This is a genomic window from Pseudomonas sp. HN11, assembly GCF_021390155.1.
GTDB lineage: Bacteria > Pseudomonadota > Gammaproteobacteria > Pseudomonadales > Pseudomonadaceae > Aquipseudomonas.
The window spans coordinates 3131796-3145870 of record NZ_CP089985.1 but is presented as its reverse complement, the minus strand read 5'-3'; the positions used below and the strand labels follow the sequence as shown (position 1 = coordinate 3145870).

Annotated in this window: 14 protein-coding genes; 7 read left to right on the top strand and 7 right to left on the bottom strand. The window is 59.9% G+C overall.

All coding sequences use genetic code 11. The features are described 5' to 3' along the window. Positions 1-7: 7 nt before the first annotated feature. The 3 genes from LVW35_RS14335 to LVW35_RS14325 all read right to left on the bottom strand — a co-directional run bounded on the left by LVW35_RS14335 (position 8) and on the right by LVW35_RS14325 (position 3463). Positions 8-1072, bottom strand: coding sequence for a DUF1176 domain-containing protein (locus LVW35_RS14335; protein WP_233890702.1), 1065 nt, complete (start codon positions 1070-1072; stop codon positions 8-10). Positions 1073-1125: 53 nt separating this feature from the next. Continuing rightward, positions 1126-2265 carry a glycerate kinase gene (locus LVW35_RS14330; RefSeq protein ID WP_233890700.1) on the bottom strand — a complete coding sequence of 380 codons (1140 nt, stop codon included), beginning with the start codon at positions 2263-2265 and terminating at the stop codon, positions 1126-1128. Positions 2266-2356: 91 nt separating this feature from the next. Next, the gene (locus LVW35_RS14325) at positions 2357-3463 is read right to left on the bottom strand and encodes a sugar diacid recognition domain-containing protein (RefSeq protein ID WP_233890698.1); all 1107 of its coding nucleotides are present in this window, start codon (positions 3461-3463) and stop codon (positions 2357-2359) included. Positions 3464-3623: 160 nt separating this feature from the next. On the opposite strand from LVW35_RS14325, the gene LVW35_RS14320 reads away from it, so the two are divergent. After that, positions 3624-4934 (top strand): MFS transporter, encoded by a 1311-nt coding sequence (locus LVW35_RS14320; RefSeq protein ID WP_233890696.1) that lies wholly within the window; start codon positions 3624-3626, stop codon positions 4932-4934. A gap of 10 nt (positions 4935-4944) precedes the next feature. Here LVW35_RS14320 and LVW35_RS14315 read toward each other — a convergent pair whose 3' ends face one another. Beyond that, positions 4945-5115 (bottom strand): hypothetical protein, encoded by a 171-nt coding sequence (locus tag LVW35_RS14315; protein ID WP_233890695.1) that lies wholly within the window; start codon positions 5113-5115, stop codon positions 4945-4947. A 104-nt stretch (positions 5116-5219) separates the two neighbouring features. After that, positions 5220-5924, bottom strand: coding sequence for an SDR family oxidoreductase (locus LVW35_RS14310; protein ID WP_233890693.1), 705 nt, complete (start codon positions 5922-5924; stop codon positions 5220-5222). A gap of 99 nt (positions 5925-6023) precedes the next feature. Between LVW35_RS14310 and LVW35_RS14305 the strand changes: the two genes are divergently transcribed. The 3 genes from LVW35_RS14305 to rarD all read left to right on the top strand — a co-directional run bounded on the left by LVW35_RS14305 (position 6024) and on the right by rarD (position 9047). Then, complete coding sequence (locus tag LVW35_RS14305; protein WP_233890691.1) at positions 6024-6926, top strand: LysR family transcriptional regulator; 903 nt, start codon at positions 6024-6026, stop codon at positions 6924-6926. Between the two features lie 81 nt (positions 6927-7007). Beyond that, positions 7008-8018, top strand: coding sequence for an aldo/keto reductase (locus LVW35_RS14300; RefSeq protein WP_233890688.1), 1011 nt, complete (start codon positions 7008-7010; stop codon positions 8016-8018). 147 nt (positions 8019-8165) lie between these two features. Next, positions 8166-9047, top strand: a complete 882-nt coding sequence (rarD, locus tag LVW35_RS14295) for an EamA family transporter RarD (protein ID WP_233890674.1) — start codon at positions 8166-8168, stop codon at positions 9045-9047. 54 nt (positions 9048-9101) lie between these two features. Here the strand turns inward: rarD and hppD are convergent, their stop codons facing one another. Then, positions 9102-10178: a 4-hydroxyphenylpyruvate dioxygenase gene (gene hppD / locus LVW35_RS14290; RefSeq protein WP_233896358.1), complete on the bottom strand. Its 1077-nt coding sequence runs from the start codon at positions 10176-10178 to the stop codon at positions 9102-9104. A gap of 403 nt (positions 10179-10581) precedes the next feature. Between hppD and LVW35_RS14285 the strand changes: the two genes are divergently transcribed. After that, on the top strand, positions 10582-12123 hold the full coding sequence (locus tag LVW35_RS14285; RefSeq protein WP_233896356.1) for an EAL domain-containing protein: 1542 nt from the start codon (positions 10582-10584) through the stop codon (positions 12121-12123). A 195-nt stretch (positions 12124-12318) separates the two neighbouring features. Further along, positions 12319-12684, top strand: a complete 366-nt coding sequence (locus tag LVW35_RS14280) for a histone-like nucleoid-structuring protein, MvaT/MvaU family (RefSeq protein ID WP_233896354.1) — start codon at positions 12319-12321, stop codon at positions 12682-12684. A 112-nt stretch (positions 12685-12796) separates the two neighbouring features. Here LVW35_RS14280 and LVW35_RS14275 read toward each other — a convergent pair whose 3' ends face one another. Beyond that, entirely contained in the window at positions 12797-13333 is a 537-nt protein-coding gene (locus LVW35_RS14275; RefSeq protein WP_233896475.1) for a DUF4946 domain-containing protein, read from the bottom strand. A 196-nt stretch (positions 13334-13529) separates the two neighbouring features. On the opposite strand from LVW35_RS14275, the gene gloA reads away from it, so the two are divergent. Then, a complete protein-coding gene (gene gloA, locus LVW35_RS14270) occupies positions 13530-14051 on the top strand; it encodes a lactoylglutathione lyase (protein ID WP_010210364.1) in 522 nt (173 codons plus the stop codon). The last annotated feature ends 24 nt before the right edge of the window (positions 14052-14075 follow it).

Here is a 14075-nt window from a genome sequence, read left to right as displayed (position 1 = left end):
CAGATGGCTAGGGCGCTGGCGCGGTCGTCCACAACGCTGGCCAATCACCGTAACCGACCCCGGTGCAGCGCGGCATTCGGTGAAACTCGCTGAGCTGGAAGCGCTTGCCGTCAAACACCCAGGACGCCCCACCGCCACAGTCCCCGATCCCACGCTGCTTGTAGAAATAACTCAGGGTCCCGGACGATTCGTCATACCTGACCGAGCCTTGCAAGGCGGCGTCTTCCAGCGGCAGCGGCTGAAGATTCATCGGCGTTTCTGTGTAAGGCGCCTGGCGCTCACGGCTGCTGACGTCGAACTCACAGTTATAGGCCGCACAGTCATACCGCGTCACCGTCATTGCCTGTTGCGCCGTCAGGGCACCGACGTTTGCCTCGGGCTCCCCCTCTTCCGGCGTGACGGCCTGCAACGCAGCGGCCATCAGCCCCGCCTGCTCCTGGGCGGTCAACGGCGGTGCGGTGGTAAACCTGCGCAGCACCGGCGCCGGCACGCGTGGCGCAACCTCACTGGCCGCGCCCTTGCCGGGTCGGGCGAGTGCCGTCACGTTGTCCACGCGCCCCTGCACGGCGTCCATCAACAGCAACGAAGCACTCAAGCCGCTGAGCGATACATGGGCCGTCTCGTCGCCCGGCAACTGCAAGCGCTGGCCATTGCGCAAACGCTGCAACCAGCGCCGCGCGGCCGCATCCTCAATCACCCCGAAGGACTGCACCTCGGGGTCGTCACCCTGGTCGTCCAGCTCAACGTGCAAATCCTGCGTCAGTTCCAGGCCCAGCGGCTTGCCATCCAGCAGCAACGTGGACAGGTCCACGTCCTGGCCCCGATGATCAAAACGCAGGCGCAGATACCCTTGAGGACCGGCCTGGTGCCAGAGGTGCAAGGTCAGCGAGCTGTAATCCTCTTCATCCATGCCGCTGGGCGCACTGAGGGCGTGGCAATTGCGCAGGTTGTCGCAACCGATGACCCACTGTTTGATCTCTCGCAGCAGCGGCACGGTTTCGGAAGGCGGTTGAGCGAAGACTGGGGCGGTGGCGCTTGAGAATAACAAGGCCAGGAGAACGGGGCGCAGCATGGGGACTCTCCGTGTCGAAAAGGCGCGGATTGTCCCATATTCGGGGTTTTACGTCAGCGGCGGGTTGCCACGCGCCACACGCGCGCAACATCTGCCGCCCGCTCCAGTAATAAACGCGGCGCCTCACTGCACGCTTGCTCCAGGCTCATCGGCCCGGAAGGCAAGGCGAACGCGGCATCCACACCGTGGGCGTACATCTGTTCGTAGCCATCGCCCAATGTGCCGGCAAGCACGATCACTGGCACATTGTGTTGCTGGGCAATACGCGCCACGCCGAATGGGGTTTTACCGCGCAGGGTCTGGGCGTCGAAGCGGCCTTCGCCGGTGATCACCAGATCGGCGCCGCTTACCGCTTCGTCCAGGCCGACCAGTTCGGCCACCACTTCCACACCGGCGCGGAACTGCGCGCCCAGGAAGGCCTTGGCGGCGAAACCCAGGCCGCCGGCAGCGCCGCTGCCAGGCTCGTCGCGTACATCGTTGGGCAGCACCTTGCCACAGTGGTCGGCAAAGTGGCCGAGGGCGGCGTCCAACTGTTGGACTTGCTCGGGGTTGGCGCCTTTTTGCGGGCCGAATATCGCCGAGGCACCGTGTGGGCCACACAGGGGATTGTTGACGTCAGCGGCGATTTCAAAACGCACTTGCGACAAGCGTGGGTCCAGGTTTTCAAGACTGATGTGTGCCAGGCGGGCCAAGGCCAGGCCACCAGGCAGCAGCGCTTGGCCTTCGGCATCGAACAGTTGCACGCCGAGCGCTTGCATCGCACCCGCGCCACCGTCGTTGGTGGCACTGCCGCCAATCGCCAGGATGACGCGCTGGGCGCCGGCATCCAGGGCCGCGTGGATCAGTTCACCGGTGCCATAGGTGGTGGTGTTGCAGGCGTCGCGTTGCTCTGGCGGCACCAGCTGCAAGCCACTGGCCTCGGCCATTTCGATGATTGCGGTGTGGCTGTCGGCCAACCAGCCCCAATGCGCGTCAACCGCTGTGCCAAGCGGGCCACGTACGGTTTGATGGCGCCACTGGCCATCGCACGCCGCCAGGATCGAATCCACCGTGCCCTCACCACCATCCGCCATGGGGCACTGGATCAACTGGGCATCCGGCCAGACCTGGGCCAACCCGGCCGCAATAGCCTGGGCGACACCTTCGGCACTCAGGCTGTCCTTGAACGAGTCGGGGGCGATGACGATTTTCATGGGCTTTCTCCGGTTTTTATAACGCCCATGCTGCCAGTTGGCATGGCTACTGACGCCAGTCAGATGCACAAGTGCGGACGCACTTTGTTGTTCATTCCGACAAAGCCTGGGGCAACAGCTGTACGCCGAGGTAGAGGGCGAGCATGCCGTCCAGGGTCAGAGGGTCGACGCCACTGAGGTCGGCAATACGCTCCATGCGGTAACGCAGGCTGTTGCGATGAATACCCAGCGCATCGGCACAGGCCTGGCTTTGCCCGTCGTGTTCGCACCAGCTGCGCAGCGTGGCCTGCAGTTGTCCATTGCCGTCCTTGGCCAGCACTTTGCGCAGAGGGTTGAGCAGTTCGTCGAGCGCATCGTCATTGCGATGGCGCCAGAGCATGACGGGCAAGCGATAACGGTTGAGGGTCAGCAGGCGCGACTGCGGCAACACATCACGACCATAGGCAAGCAGATCACCTACGCGCCGATAGCAGCGGCGCAGCCCCGCCAGGCCGTCCGCTTGCCCACCCACGGCGACCCGCAGGATGTTCCAGCCGTGGCCCTCGAGCTTTTCCAGCAAGCGCGGGTTGTCGACCTGCACCGACGCCGGCCTGCACCACAACAATGAGTATTGCGCCGAACTGACACACCAGCTGTCCGGATAACGCGAGGTCAACCAGGCACTCAAGGCTTGCGCCGATTGCCCCGCGCCCAGTTCAAACAGGTAGGGCGTGCGCGGCAGCTGCGGCTTGAGTCCCATTTGCTGGGCTTCGTCCACCAGGCGCGGGGAACCACCGGTTTCAGCCAGCAACAGGGCCAGCAGATCGTCACAGCGCTGGCGCCGCCATTGTTGCTCGGCCTGCTGGTGGCGATGGCTGACCAGCATTTCGGCAGTCATTCGCACCAGTTCGGCGTAGGTGCGCAGGCCCTCCGGTTCGCCGGTGATACCGAGAACGCCGATCAGACGACCGTCATGCAGCAATGGCAGGTTGATGCCCGGCTGCACGCCCTTGAGGTGCTTGGCGGTCTGCCCGTCGATTTCCACCACGCGGCCATTGGCAAGCACCAGTTGCGCGCCTTCGTGGCGGGTATTGATACGCTCAGGCTCACCGCTGCCGAGGATCAGGCCCTGGCTGTCCATGACGTTGACGTTGTAGGGCAGAATCGCCATGGTGCGATCAACGATATTCTGCGCCAGGTCATGATCCAGCTCGAACATGGGCTAAATTCCTTGGAAAGCGGGGTTGTTCATAGGCACAGCGCAAAGCCGGGTTCGCTGTGCGCGAGCACAAAGACAGCGGCCTGCCAGGTGGCCGAGACTCAGTGGGCGATCAACGTTACCCTCGCATCGCGAAAAATCATAATAAAGAGAGACCGCCATGTCACAGAGCGCCGCAGCCACACTGGCCACCGATGACGATAAAAACGCCATCTACAAGCGCATCACCCTGCGCCTGATCCCCTTCATTTTCATCTGCTATCTGTTCAATTACCTTGACCGGGTAAACGTCGGCTTTGCCAAGCTGCAGATGCTCGATGCGTTGAAATTCAGCGAAACCGTGTACGGCCTCGGCGCCGGGATTTTCTTCATTGGCTACGTACTGTGTGGCGTACCGAGCAACCTGGCGTTGACCAGATTCGGTCCGCGGCGCTGGATTGCTTTAATGATGATCGTCTGGGGCACGCTGTCCACCTGCCTATTGTTCGTCACTACGCCGACGCACTTCTACACGTTGCGCCTGTTTACTGGTGCCGCTGAGGCGGGCTTCTTCCCCGGTGTGGTGCTGTACCTTTCGCAGTGGTTCCCGACCTTCCGCCGTGGGCGGATCATGGCGCTGTTCATGTCGGCCATTCCGGTCTCCGGCCTACTTGGCAGCCCGTTCTCCGGCTGGATCCTCAACCACTTCGCTGCCGGCCAGGGTGGCCTGGCAGGCTGGCAGTGGATGTTCCTGCTGCAAGGCATCCCGACCGTGATCCTGGGCGCCCTCGCCTACTTCCTGCTCAGCGACAGTTTCGCCAACGCCAAGTGGCTCAAGCCCCACGAACGCGCAGCGCTGGAAGCCGACCAGGCGACTGACCTGGCCAACAAGCCGAAGACCACCAGCGACTCCCTCGTCGAAGTGTTCAAGAACCCGGCGATCTGGGCGTTCGGTCTGATCTACTTCTGTATCCAAAGCGGCGTGTACGCCATCAACTTCTGGCTGCCGTCGATCATCAAGAACCTGGGGTTCAGCGATAATCTGGTGATCGGCTGGCTCAGTGCAATCCCCTACCTGTTGGCGGCGGTGTTCATGCTGCTGGTGGGCCACTCCGCCGACTTGCGCAAGGAGCGTCGCTGGCACTTGGTGGTGCCGATGCTGATGGGCGCGATCGGCCTGGTAATCGCGGTGAACTTCGCCACCACGCCGGCGATTGCGATCCTTGGCCTGACCATCGCCACCATGGGCGCCCTCACCGGCCTGCCAATGTTCTGGCCGGTGCCCACCGCCATGCTCAGCGCGGGCGCAGCGGCGGGTGGCCTGGCGTTGATCAACTCCATGGGCCAGATGGCCGGCTTCCTCAGCCCGTATATCGTGGGTTTTGTGAAGGATGCCACCGGGTCCACGGATGTGGCGCTGTACCTGCTGGCCGCGGTGATTGTGGCAGGCAGTGTATTAGCATTGCGGATGACGCGTACCCTTAAGGGCTAAGCGGCCTGCGTCAATAAGTGACTTTCGAATCGGGTGCTATGGGTTTTCCCTCCAGCACTCGCTTCTGGTCATCCGTCAGAGTTCTTTTTTCGGTGGGCTGCCGGCCTTGAATCGTGCCGATAATCGACTCGATGAGGGCGTTGGCCGTCGGGAACGGTGTGGGGTGATTCACTGTTGACATGGGCTCTCTCCAGAAAATGATCGTGGAGGGCCGCTCGGCTCGAGCAGCCCTCATGGGCTATGTGGTCTGCCGGAAGATTTCGTTCAATCACCTTTCTTAATAGGCTACAGCTTACCGCCGCCGTCGATATCGATCACAGCACCGGTCATAAACCCATTCTCCATCGCCAACACATAGACCTGCGCTACTTCTTCAGCCTGCCCCACTCGCCCTACCGGTACCCCCTCTCCCACCTTGGCGAACATCGCCAGACGTTGTTCTTCAGGCAACCCCGCATACGCTGGCGTATCAATCACGCCTGGGCTGATCACATTGACCCGACGCGGGGCCAGTTCTTTGGCCAACTGTTTGCCCAGAGCTTCGGTCGCCGCGTTGATCCCAGTCTTGATGAACTGGCCCGGCGCCAATTTACGCCCCAATTGCCCAGAGGTCAGGCTGATGCTGCCGTGCTTATCCAGGAATGGCAGCGCCAGTTGGATCGCCCGTAACGAGCCCCAGAGTTTTACGTTGAAGTTGTCCTGGGCCTCGACCAGGTCCGTCTCGATCAGCGTCTTGGCGCGCACGTTCGGCCCCGAGGTGTAAACCAGATGATCGAAGCGCCCCACCGTTTCGAACAAACGTTGCAGGGAAGCCGCATCGGTAACGTCCACCGGTTCGCTGCGCAAGCCATTTTCGACGCCGGACACCACACGCCGCCCGGCCAACACCACCTGCGCCCCCCGCGCAGCGGCGGCCTTGGCCACGGCTGCGCCGATTCCGCTGCTGCCGCCAATCACGATGACGGTTTTGCCGTTGAGGGAAGAAGTCATGGGAAATTCCTGATTGAGAAAGTGAGGGTTCATCTTCCCAGCTTGGCAATCGACGAAAAATCCCGGTAAAACGACAAGATCTTTAAAGGATTTTTACAAATGAGCTCGACCCTCGACCTTGAAGTCTTCGTGCGCACCGCCGACACCGGCAGCCTGTCTGCCGCTGCCCGCGGCCTCGGCTTGACCCCGGCCGCCGCCAGCATCGCCCTCAAGCGCCTGGAAACCCGCCTGGGCATTCGCCTGCTTGCGCGCTCGACCCGCAGCATGCGCTTGACCGAAGAAGGTCGGCGCTACCTGGAGAGCGTGCGCGTCGCACTGGAAGCGTTGTCCGAGGGCGAGCAGGCGATCAAGCAGCAGGGTCAGAGCCTCAGTGGCCTGCTGCAACTGGCGGCGCCCTCGGACTTCGGGCGCAACGTACTGCTGGGCTGGCTGGATGAGTTCAAGCTCGAACACCCGAATATCCGCCTGCAATTGCTGCTCAACGACAGCAATGCCGACCTGTTCCGCGACACCGTGGACATTGCCCTGCGCTTTGGCGTCCCCCGGGACTCCAGCCTGGTGGCGCTGCCGGTGGTGCCCGACCACCACCGCATCCCCTGCGCCAGCCCGGATTACCTGGCGCGCCACGGCATGCCACGGGCTCCAGCCGACCTGGCGCAACACAACGCGTTGCGCTACATGCGTCGGGGCCGTGCCAACAACACCTGGTATTTCCGTCAGGGCGCGGTGTTGCAGGAGGTCGAAGTGTCGGGGGACTACTTGAGCGATGACGGCGAAATCGTGCGACGCTGGGCATTGGCCGGTCACGGCATCGCCTACAAGGCCAACCTGGATATTGCCCAGGACATCAAGGCCGGCCGGCTGGTGCCGTTGCTGCCTGACTGGCAAGGCGAACCGACGCCGTTCAACCTGATGTGCCCGCACCGACTGCAGGTATCGGAACGGGTGAAGGTGCTGCACCGTTTCCTGCAGCAGCGTTGTCAGGTGCTGCTGAGTCCTTGAAGAAACGCGTGCAGGGCTTGTCCCAGAGCCTCCGAGTCTGGTATTGCATGGGGCACGTTTCCCCGTCTTGAGGAGTTATCCATGATTTACCGCACATTGGGCCAGTCCGGGTTGAAGGTCAGCGCCTTGACCCTGGGCACCATGATGTTTGGCGAACAGACCAACACCGAGGACTCGCTGCGTATCATCGACAAAGCCTGGGACCAGGGCATCAATTTTATCGACACGGCGGACGTCTACACCGGTGGTCGCTCCGAGGAAATCGTCGGCGAAGCCATCGTGCGCAATCGCCAGGATTGGGTGGTGGCGTCCAAGGTCGGCATCGGCCCGGTGGACGGTTTACCCAACCGCAGCGGCTTGAGCCGCAAGCGCATTTTCAATGCGCTGGATGCCAGCCTGGCACGCCTCGACACTGACTACCTGGACATCTACTACCTGCACCGCGAAGACCACAACACGCCGCTTGAAGTGACGGTGTCGGCGATTGGCGACCTGATCCGCCAGGGCAAGATCCGTTACTGGGGTTTGTCCAACTATCGCGGTTGGCGCATAGCCGAGGTGATTCGCGTCGCCGAGCGCCTGGGCGTCGACAAACCGGTGATCAGCCAGCCGTTGTACAACATCGTCAACCGCCAGGCCGAAGTGGAGCAGATTACCGCGGCAGCAGCCTACGGCCTGGGTGTGGTGCCTTACAGTCCACTGGCCCGCGGCGTGCTCAGCGGTAAGTACGCCCCGGACGTTACCCCCGAGGCCGGCAGCCGTGCAGCGCGCCAGGACAAACGCATCCTGGAAACCGAATGGCGCGTGGAATCGCTGCGCATCGCTCAACAGATTCAGCAGTACACCCAAGGACGTGGTGTGGGGATTGTCGAGTTTGCGATTGCCTGGGTACTGAACAATTCGGCGGTCAGTTCGGCGATTGTCGGGCCACGCACCGAGGCGCAGTGGGATGCCTATATCGGCGCGCTGGAGGTAAAGATCACCGCAGAGGATGAGGCGTTCATCGATTCGTTGGTGGTGCCGGGACATTCATCCACGCCAGGGTTCAATGACGTGGGGCACTTCGTCTCCGGTCGCATCCCCCGCGCATAACCGCCAACCCTGCAGGAGCGCGCTTGCTCGCTTCTACAGGCAGCGGCGAGAAATTTTTCTGAAAATGCCCCAGAACAGTGCCCCCCTCTGCCTTCAAAAGCACCATAATCCCCCTCTTTTGTACCTATGGCTTTTCGTGAGGACAGTGTGTCTAAAGGTGTTGTTTCATCGGTCTTGGCCTCGGTGCTGTTCGCGGTGATGTATTACTTCACATCATTGCTCACGCCCCTGAGCGGCCTGGAAATTTTCGGCTGGCGCATGTTGCTCACCGTGCCCTGCATGACCGTCTTCATGGTCGTCAGTGGCGAATGGCGACGGGGGTGGGAGTTGCTGTGCAGGCTGGCCGACCGGCCTGGGTTGATCGGCGGGGTGCTGGTGTCTTCCGCTCTGCTGGGCGTGCAATTGTGGTTGTTCATGTGGGCGCCGCTGAATGGGCGCAGCCTGGATGTATCGGTGGGATACTTCCTGCTGCCGCTGACCATGGTTCTGACTGGACGCCTGGTGTACGGCGAGCAGCTGTCGCGTTTGCAACAGATTGCCGTGGTATTTGCCGCCCTTGGCGTACTGAACGAGCTGTATCAAGCCGGCGGGTTTTCCTGGGCGACGCTGGTGGTGATCATCGGCTACCCGGTTTATTTCGTCGTGCGCAAGCACCTCAAGACCGACCATTTGGGCGGGCTGTGGCTGGACATGGCGCTGATGCTGCCGGTGGCCTGGTGGTTCGTGCAGAGTGGCGAGCAAGGTTTTGCAGTGATGGACAGCCACCCGAAACTGTACGCATTGATTCCGATGTTAGGCCTGATCAGTGCTTCCGCGCTGGTGAGCTACATTCTTGCCAGCCGGATGTTGGCGTTCAGCTTGTTCGGATTGCTCAGCTATGTTGAGCCGGTCCTGTTGCTGGGCGTGGCGTTGATCCTCGGCGAGGGTATCAAAGGCGGCGAATGGCTGACCTACATCTCGATCTGGATAGCGGTGACGGTGCTGGTGTTTGAGGGGGGCAAACACTTGGTGCGTCAACGCAAAGCCTGAGGCGCAGGCACTAAAAAGCCCGGCAGGATTCACCCTCGCCGGGCTTTTTTACGCTTAGTCGGCAGTCAATACACCACGCCGTACCTGGTCGCGCTCAATCGACTCGAACAATGCCTTGAAGTTGCCCTCGCCAAACCCATCATCGCCTTTGCGCTGAATGAATTCGAAGAACACCGGGCCCATGAGGGTTTCCGAGAAGATCTGCAGCAGCAGGCGCTTATCGCCTTCCACGGAAGAGCCGTCCAGCAAAATACCGCGGGCTTGCAGTTGATCCACCGGTTCGCCGTGGTTCGGCAGGCGGCCTTCAAGCATTTCGTAGTAAGTGTCCGGCGGCGCCGTCATGAAGCGCATGCCGATCTTCTTCAGCGCGTCCCAGGTCTTGACCAAGTCGTCGGTAAGAAACGCCACATGCTGGATGCCTTCGCCGTTGAACTGCATCAGGAACTCTTCGATCTGCCCTGCGCCCTTGGACGACTCTTCGTTCAGCGGGATCCGGATCATGCCGTCCGGCGCACTCATGGCCTTGGAGGTCAGGCCGGTGTACTCGCCCTTGATGTCGAAGTAGCGCGCTTCACGGAAGTTGAACAGTTTTTCGTAGAAGTTGGCCCAGTAGACCATGCGGCCGCGGTAAACGTTGTGGGTCAGGTGATCGATGACTTTAAGGCCCGCACCGACCGGGTTGCGCTCTACGCCTTCGAGGTACACAAAGTCGATATCATAGATCGAGCTGCCTTCGCCGAAACGGTCGATCAGATACAGCGGCGCACCGCCGATGCCCTTAATGGCTGGCAAGTTCAGCTCCATCGGACCGGTTTCGATATGGATGGGCTGGGCGCCCAGCTCCAGGGCGCGATTGTAGGCCTTTTGCGAGTCCTTGACGCGGAACGCCATGCCGCACACCGACGGGCCGTGCTCGGCCGCAAAGTAGGAAGCGATGCTGTTGGGCTCGTTGTTGAGGATCAGGTTGATCTCGCCCTGGCGGTACAGGTGCACATTCTTGGAACGGTGGGTCGCCACTTTGGTGAAGCCCATGATCTCGAAGATCGGCTCCAGGGTGCCCGGCGTCGGCGACGCGAACTCGATGAATTCAAAGCCCATCAGGCCCATTGGGTTTTCGTGTAGATCTGCCATGGTGGCACCTCATCATTCTTGTCATAAATACAGCATTAATTGCGAGCAAGGATGAGGTTGCTGGGTGGCGCACAGGAAAGGCCTCGCACACTGCGGGCGAGGAAGTCACCAAAGATGAGGGGGGAGCCGAGTAGCTTCATGGGGTCATCAGTCTCTGACGGCTTAGGCTTGCGTGAGCGCAAGTCCATATTCTTGTATGCGTAAATCGATTCTACACAGCGTAACAGTATTTGTCCGTACTCTTATCAAATCCTCATTTCCCTTGCACGTGCAAGGGGTTTGTTGCACAGGTAGATGCCCAGTCAGCATGGACCTGGCCAAAATGGCCGGGTACCGCGAGCTTATTTGGGCCGAGCCATCTATCATCGACTGACTCTGATCCTTGCAACAGGCCGTTCACTTCATGCCCCTGACCGTCAACGGCCCGCGAAAACGCGCCACTCGTTACTTGTTCACTTCGCTCAGCGCACTGCTGCCAATTGCACTCGGGGTGGTCATTTTGCACTGGCAGGCCGAACGCACCTTGCAACAAAGCACGGCCCAGACCGCCCAAGAGGCGGTGCGCCAGTTCGACTTGATGCTCGACAACACAGCCCTCGCCGCCCAGGCCTTGCTCCCCCTGGCGGGACAGCCCTGCGATAACGGCGCGCAGCTCGCCTTGCGCGAACAAGTCACACGCCGGCCGTTTGTACGCGCAACCACGTTGTCCTGGCAAAAAAACATCTACTGCAGTTCGTTGTTCGGCGGCAGCTACGAGTCGCCAGTCAACCCGGACGACTATGTGGATGGCCGGTTATGGCTGATGAATGGCAACCCGGTAACGCCCAATACTGCCTTGCTGGTCTACCGATTGGTGGACGGTGACAAGGCCGCGTTTGCGTCCATCGATGGCTACCACCTGACCAACGCCCTGCGCCTGATCAGCCGTTACACCCATCTGGTACTGAAAGTAGGCCCGAATTGGTTGGGGGCTGATGGAAAAGTGCACGACTCCGCCGTGCCGGTGTTTGCGGTGGCTCATCACCAATTGGCGTCTGAACGTTATCACTACAGCGTTGACGCTGGCATGCCATCCGGCGAAGTGTGGCGCTACATGCTGGCCCGCTACCCGGCGCTGTTCAGCCTGGTGGTGTTCTTTGGCGTGTTGGCAGGCGTGCTGGCGCATTGGCTGCAACAGCGCTCGTCGGCACCAACCCATGAACTGCGACGGGCACTGGAGGCTAACGAATTCATCCCGTATTTCCAGCCAGTGGTACGGGGTGACACCCGTGAGTGGGCGGGATGCGAGGTGCTGATGCGCTGGCAGCACCCAAAAGAAGGCTTGGTGCGCCCCGATTTGTTTATCCCACTGGCCGAGCATTCAGGGCTGATCGTACCGATGACACGTGCCCTGCTACGCCAGACCGCCGTGCAATTGTCGCCCCATGCGGCGTGCTTCAGACCTGGATTCCATATCGGGGTGAATATCACTGCGCGCCATTGCCAGGACCTGGCATTGGTGGATGACTGCCGTGAGTTCCTCGCTGCTTTTCCCGTGGGTCAAGTGACCCTGGTGCTGGAGTTGACTGAGCGCGAGTTGATCGTGCCCACCGATATCACGCGCCGGCTGTTCGACGCTCTGCATCAACTGGGGGTGATGATCGCCATTGATGACTTTGGTACCGGCCACTCCAGCCTGGGCTACTTGCGCAACTTCAATGTGGACTACCTGAAAATCGATCAAAGTTTTGTCGCCATGATCGGTGCCGATGCACTATCACGGCATATTCTCGACAGCATCATAGAACTGTCCGGCAAACTCGATTTGGGCATCGTTGCAGAAGGTGTGGAAACGACCGAACAGTGTGATTACCTGGCCGCTCAAGGCGTGGACTTCCTGCAGGGCTACCTGTTCGGAAAGCCGTTGCCCTGCGATGAATTTATTAAATCACTGGACAGCCATTGAATAGCTATGCACTACCTGCGCTGAAATAATTTTGTTTAGACAAAAGACATGATTTACTCGTAGCCATTTAACTACTACAATTTTTCCTGCCTGTGCAGAACTCGCGAGACGGCTTTTTCGAGTCGCCTTAAAGCGCTTGGCTTATAGCTTTGTCTGCCGTTGATATCAGCCAAATACACTATTGGAGTACAGATTTTGTCCAGACTCGCCGAATTTCGCGCAGCAGAAAAAGCCCTTCAAGAGCAGCTTGCCCAGCTGGAATCCTTGAAGAACGATGCCGGCCTGAAAAAAGAAATCGAATTCGAAGAAAAGCTTCAAGCCCTGATGAAGTCCTATGGCAAAGGCCTGCGCGACATCATTTCCATCCTTGATCCAAACCCGGGCAAGTCCAGTGCTGCCGCCGCTAACGCACCAAAACAGCGCCGCGCTCGTGTGGTCAAGGTCTACCACAACCCGCACACCGGCGAGCTGATCGAAACCAAGGGCGGCAACCACCGCGGTCTCAAGGCATGGAAAGAACAGTACGGCGCCGCTACTGTGGATTCCTGGCTTCGCGGCTGATCGCACAGCACTAACAAAGAGCCCCGCTTATGCGGGGCTTTTTTTATTCAACGGTTCGAAACCGAACTTAAAGAGCATTTCATAATGTTCAGAATCGTCCGATATTACACACTTAAAGTTTGAGGCTATCACGCACCGAACTGACTTCGTCTTTGCTTGCTTCGTAAGCGTCAGCCTGCCCCGCGTATGAAAAAACATAGGCCTTGTCGGCATCAACCGCGCCCACCAATGTTTGCGAAAGCACGTGACGCCCGTTTTCGGTTATCACACAAGTAGTTTCCAGTGCATCAAGACGGCTCAATGTTGTAGCGTGCATCTTGCTGCACACACTTTGATAACCACCCTGGGCAAAATCTTTCTGAATGGACTTGCGCATTTCCAGCAGTACGCCTTGAAGATTAACCTTATGCCCTGATTCAATCGGGGTGCCGGTCAACTCCATCACCATCAAGGTCGTGCCATTTTCATCATTCTTGATTGCACGCTGACGCGAAACAGCCTGGGGTTTGGCAGGTGCTTCGCCATCCGGGACAACCTCTTCGACCTGCCAGCCACTGGGCCAGTGAATTTCGGGGTCGGCCGCCAGTACGAAAGGACTGCCCACCAGCAAACACACAGCACTCAACAGCGGTTTATGAAATGCGATCATTGCGAAAAATACCCAAGGTTCAAGCGCCAAAGTTTGAGCCCCGGCGGCCATGTGTCGCAAGGCCTGCATGGGCTTTTTCATTTGGCGCCTGGGGCGAGCCTTGCGTATCATGGACCGGCTGCACGGATGCCCGCCGCAAGCCAAGGAACCGCTCACATTTCAGAGCCGCGTTTGCCCCATTTTTTCTGGAGGGCCCATGAGCCTGCACGAACTGAACACTTTCCCGGGCGTCACTGCCCAACCGGACACCGCCACCACGAACTTCGTGTTCAACCACACCATGCTGCGGGTCAAGGACATCACCAAGTCGCTGGACTTCTACACCCGCGTCCTGGGTTTCTCCCTGGTTGAAAAACGTGACTTCCCGGAAGCCGAATTCAGCCTGTACTTCCTGGCCCTGGTGGATAAGTCCCAGATCCCGGCCGACGCCGCCGAACGCACCCAGTGGATGAAGTCGATCCCAGGCATCCTGGAACTGACCCACAACCACGGCACCGAAAACGACGCCGACTTCGCTTACCACAATGGCAACACCGACCCACGCGGCTTCGGCCATATCTGCATCTCTGTGCCGGATATCGTCGCTGCCTGCGAGCGTTTCGAAGCCCTGGGCTGCGACTTCCAGAAGCGCCTGACCGATGGCCGCATGAAGAGCCTGGCCTTCATCAAGGATCCGGACGCGTACTGGGTCGAGATTATCCAGCCCGCACCGCTGTAACGAAAAAACCCCATGATCGCCCAT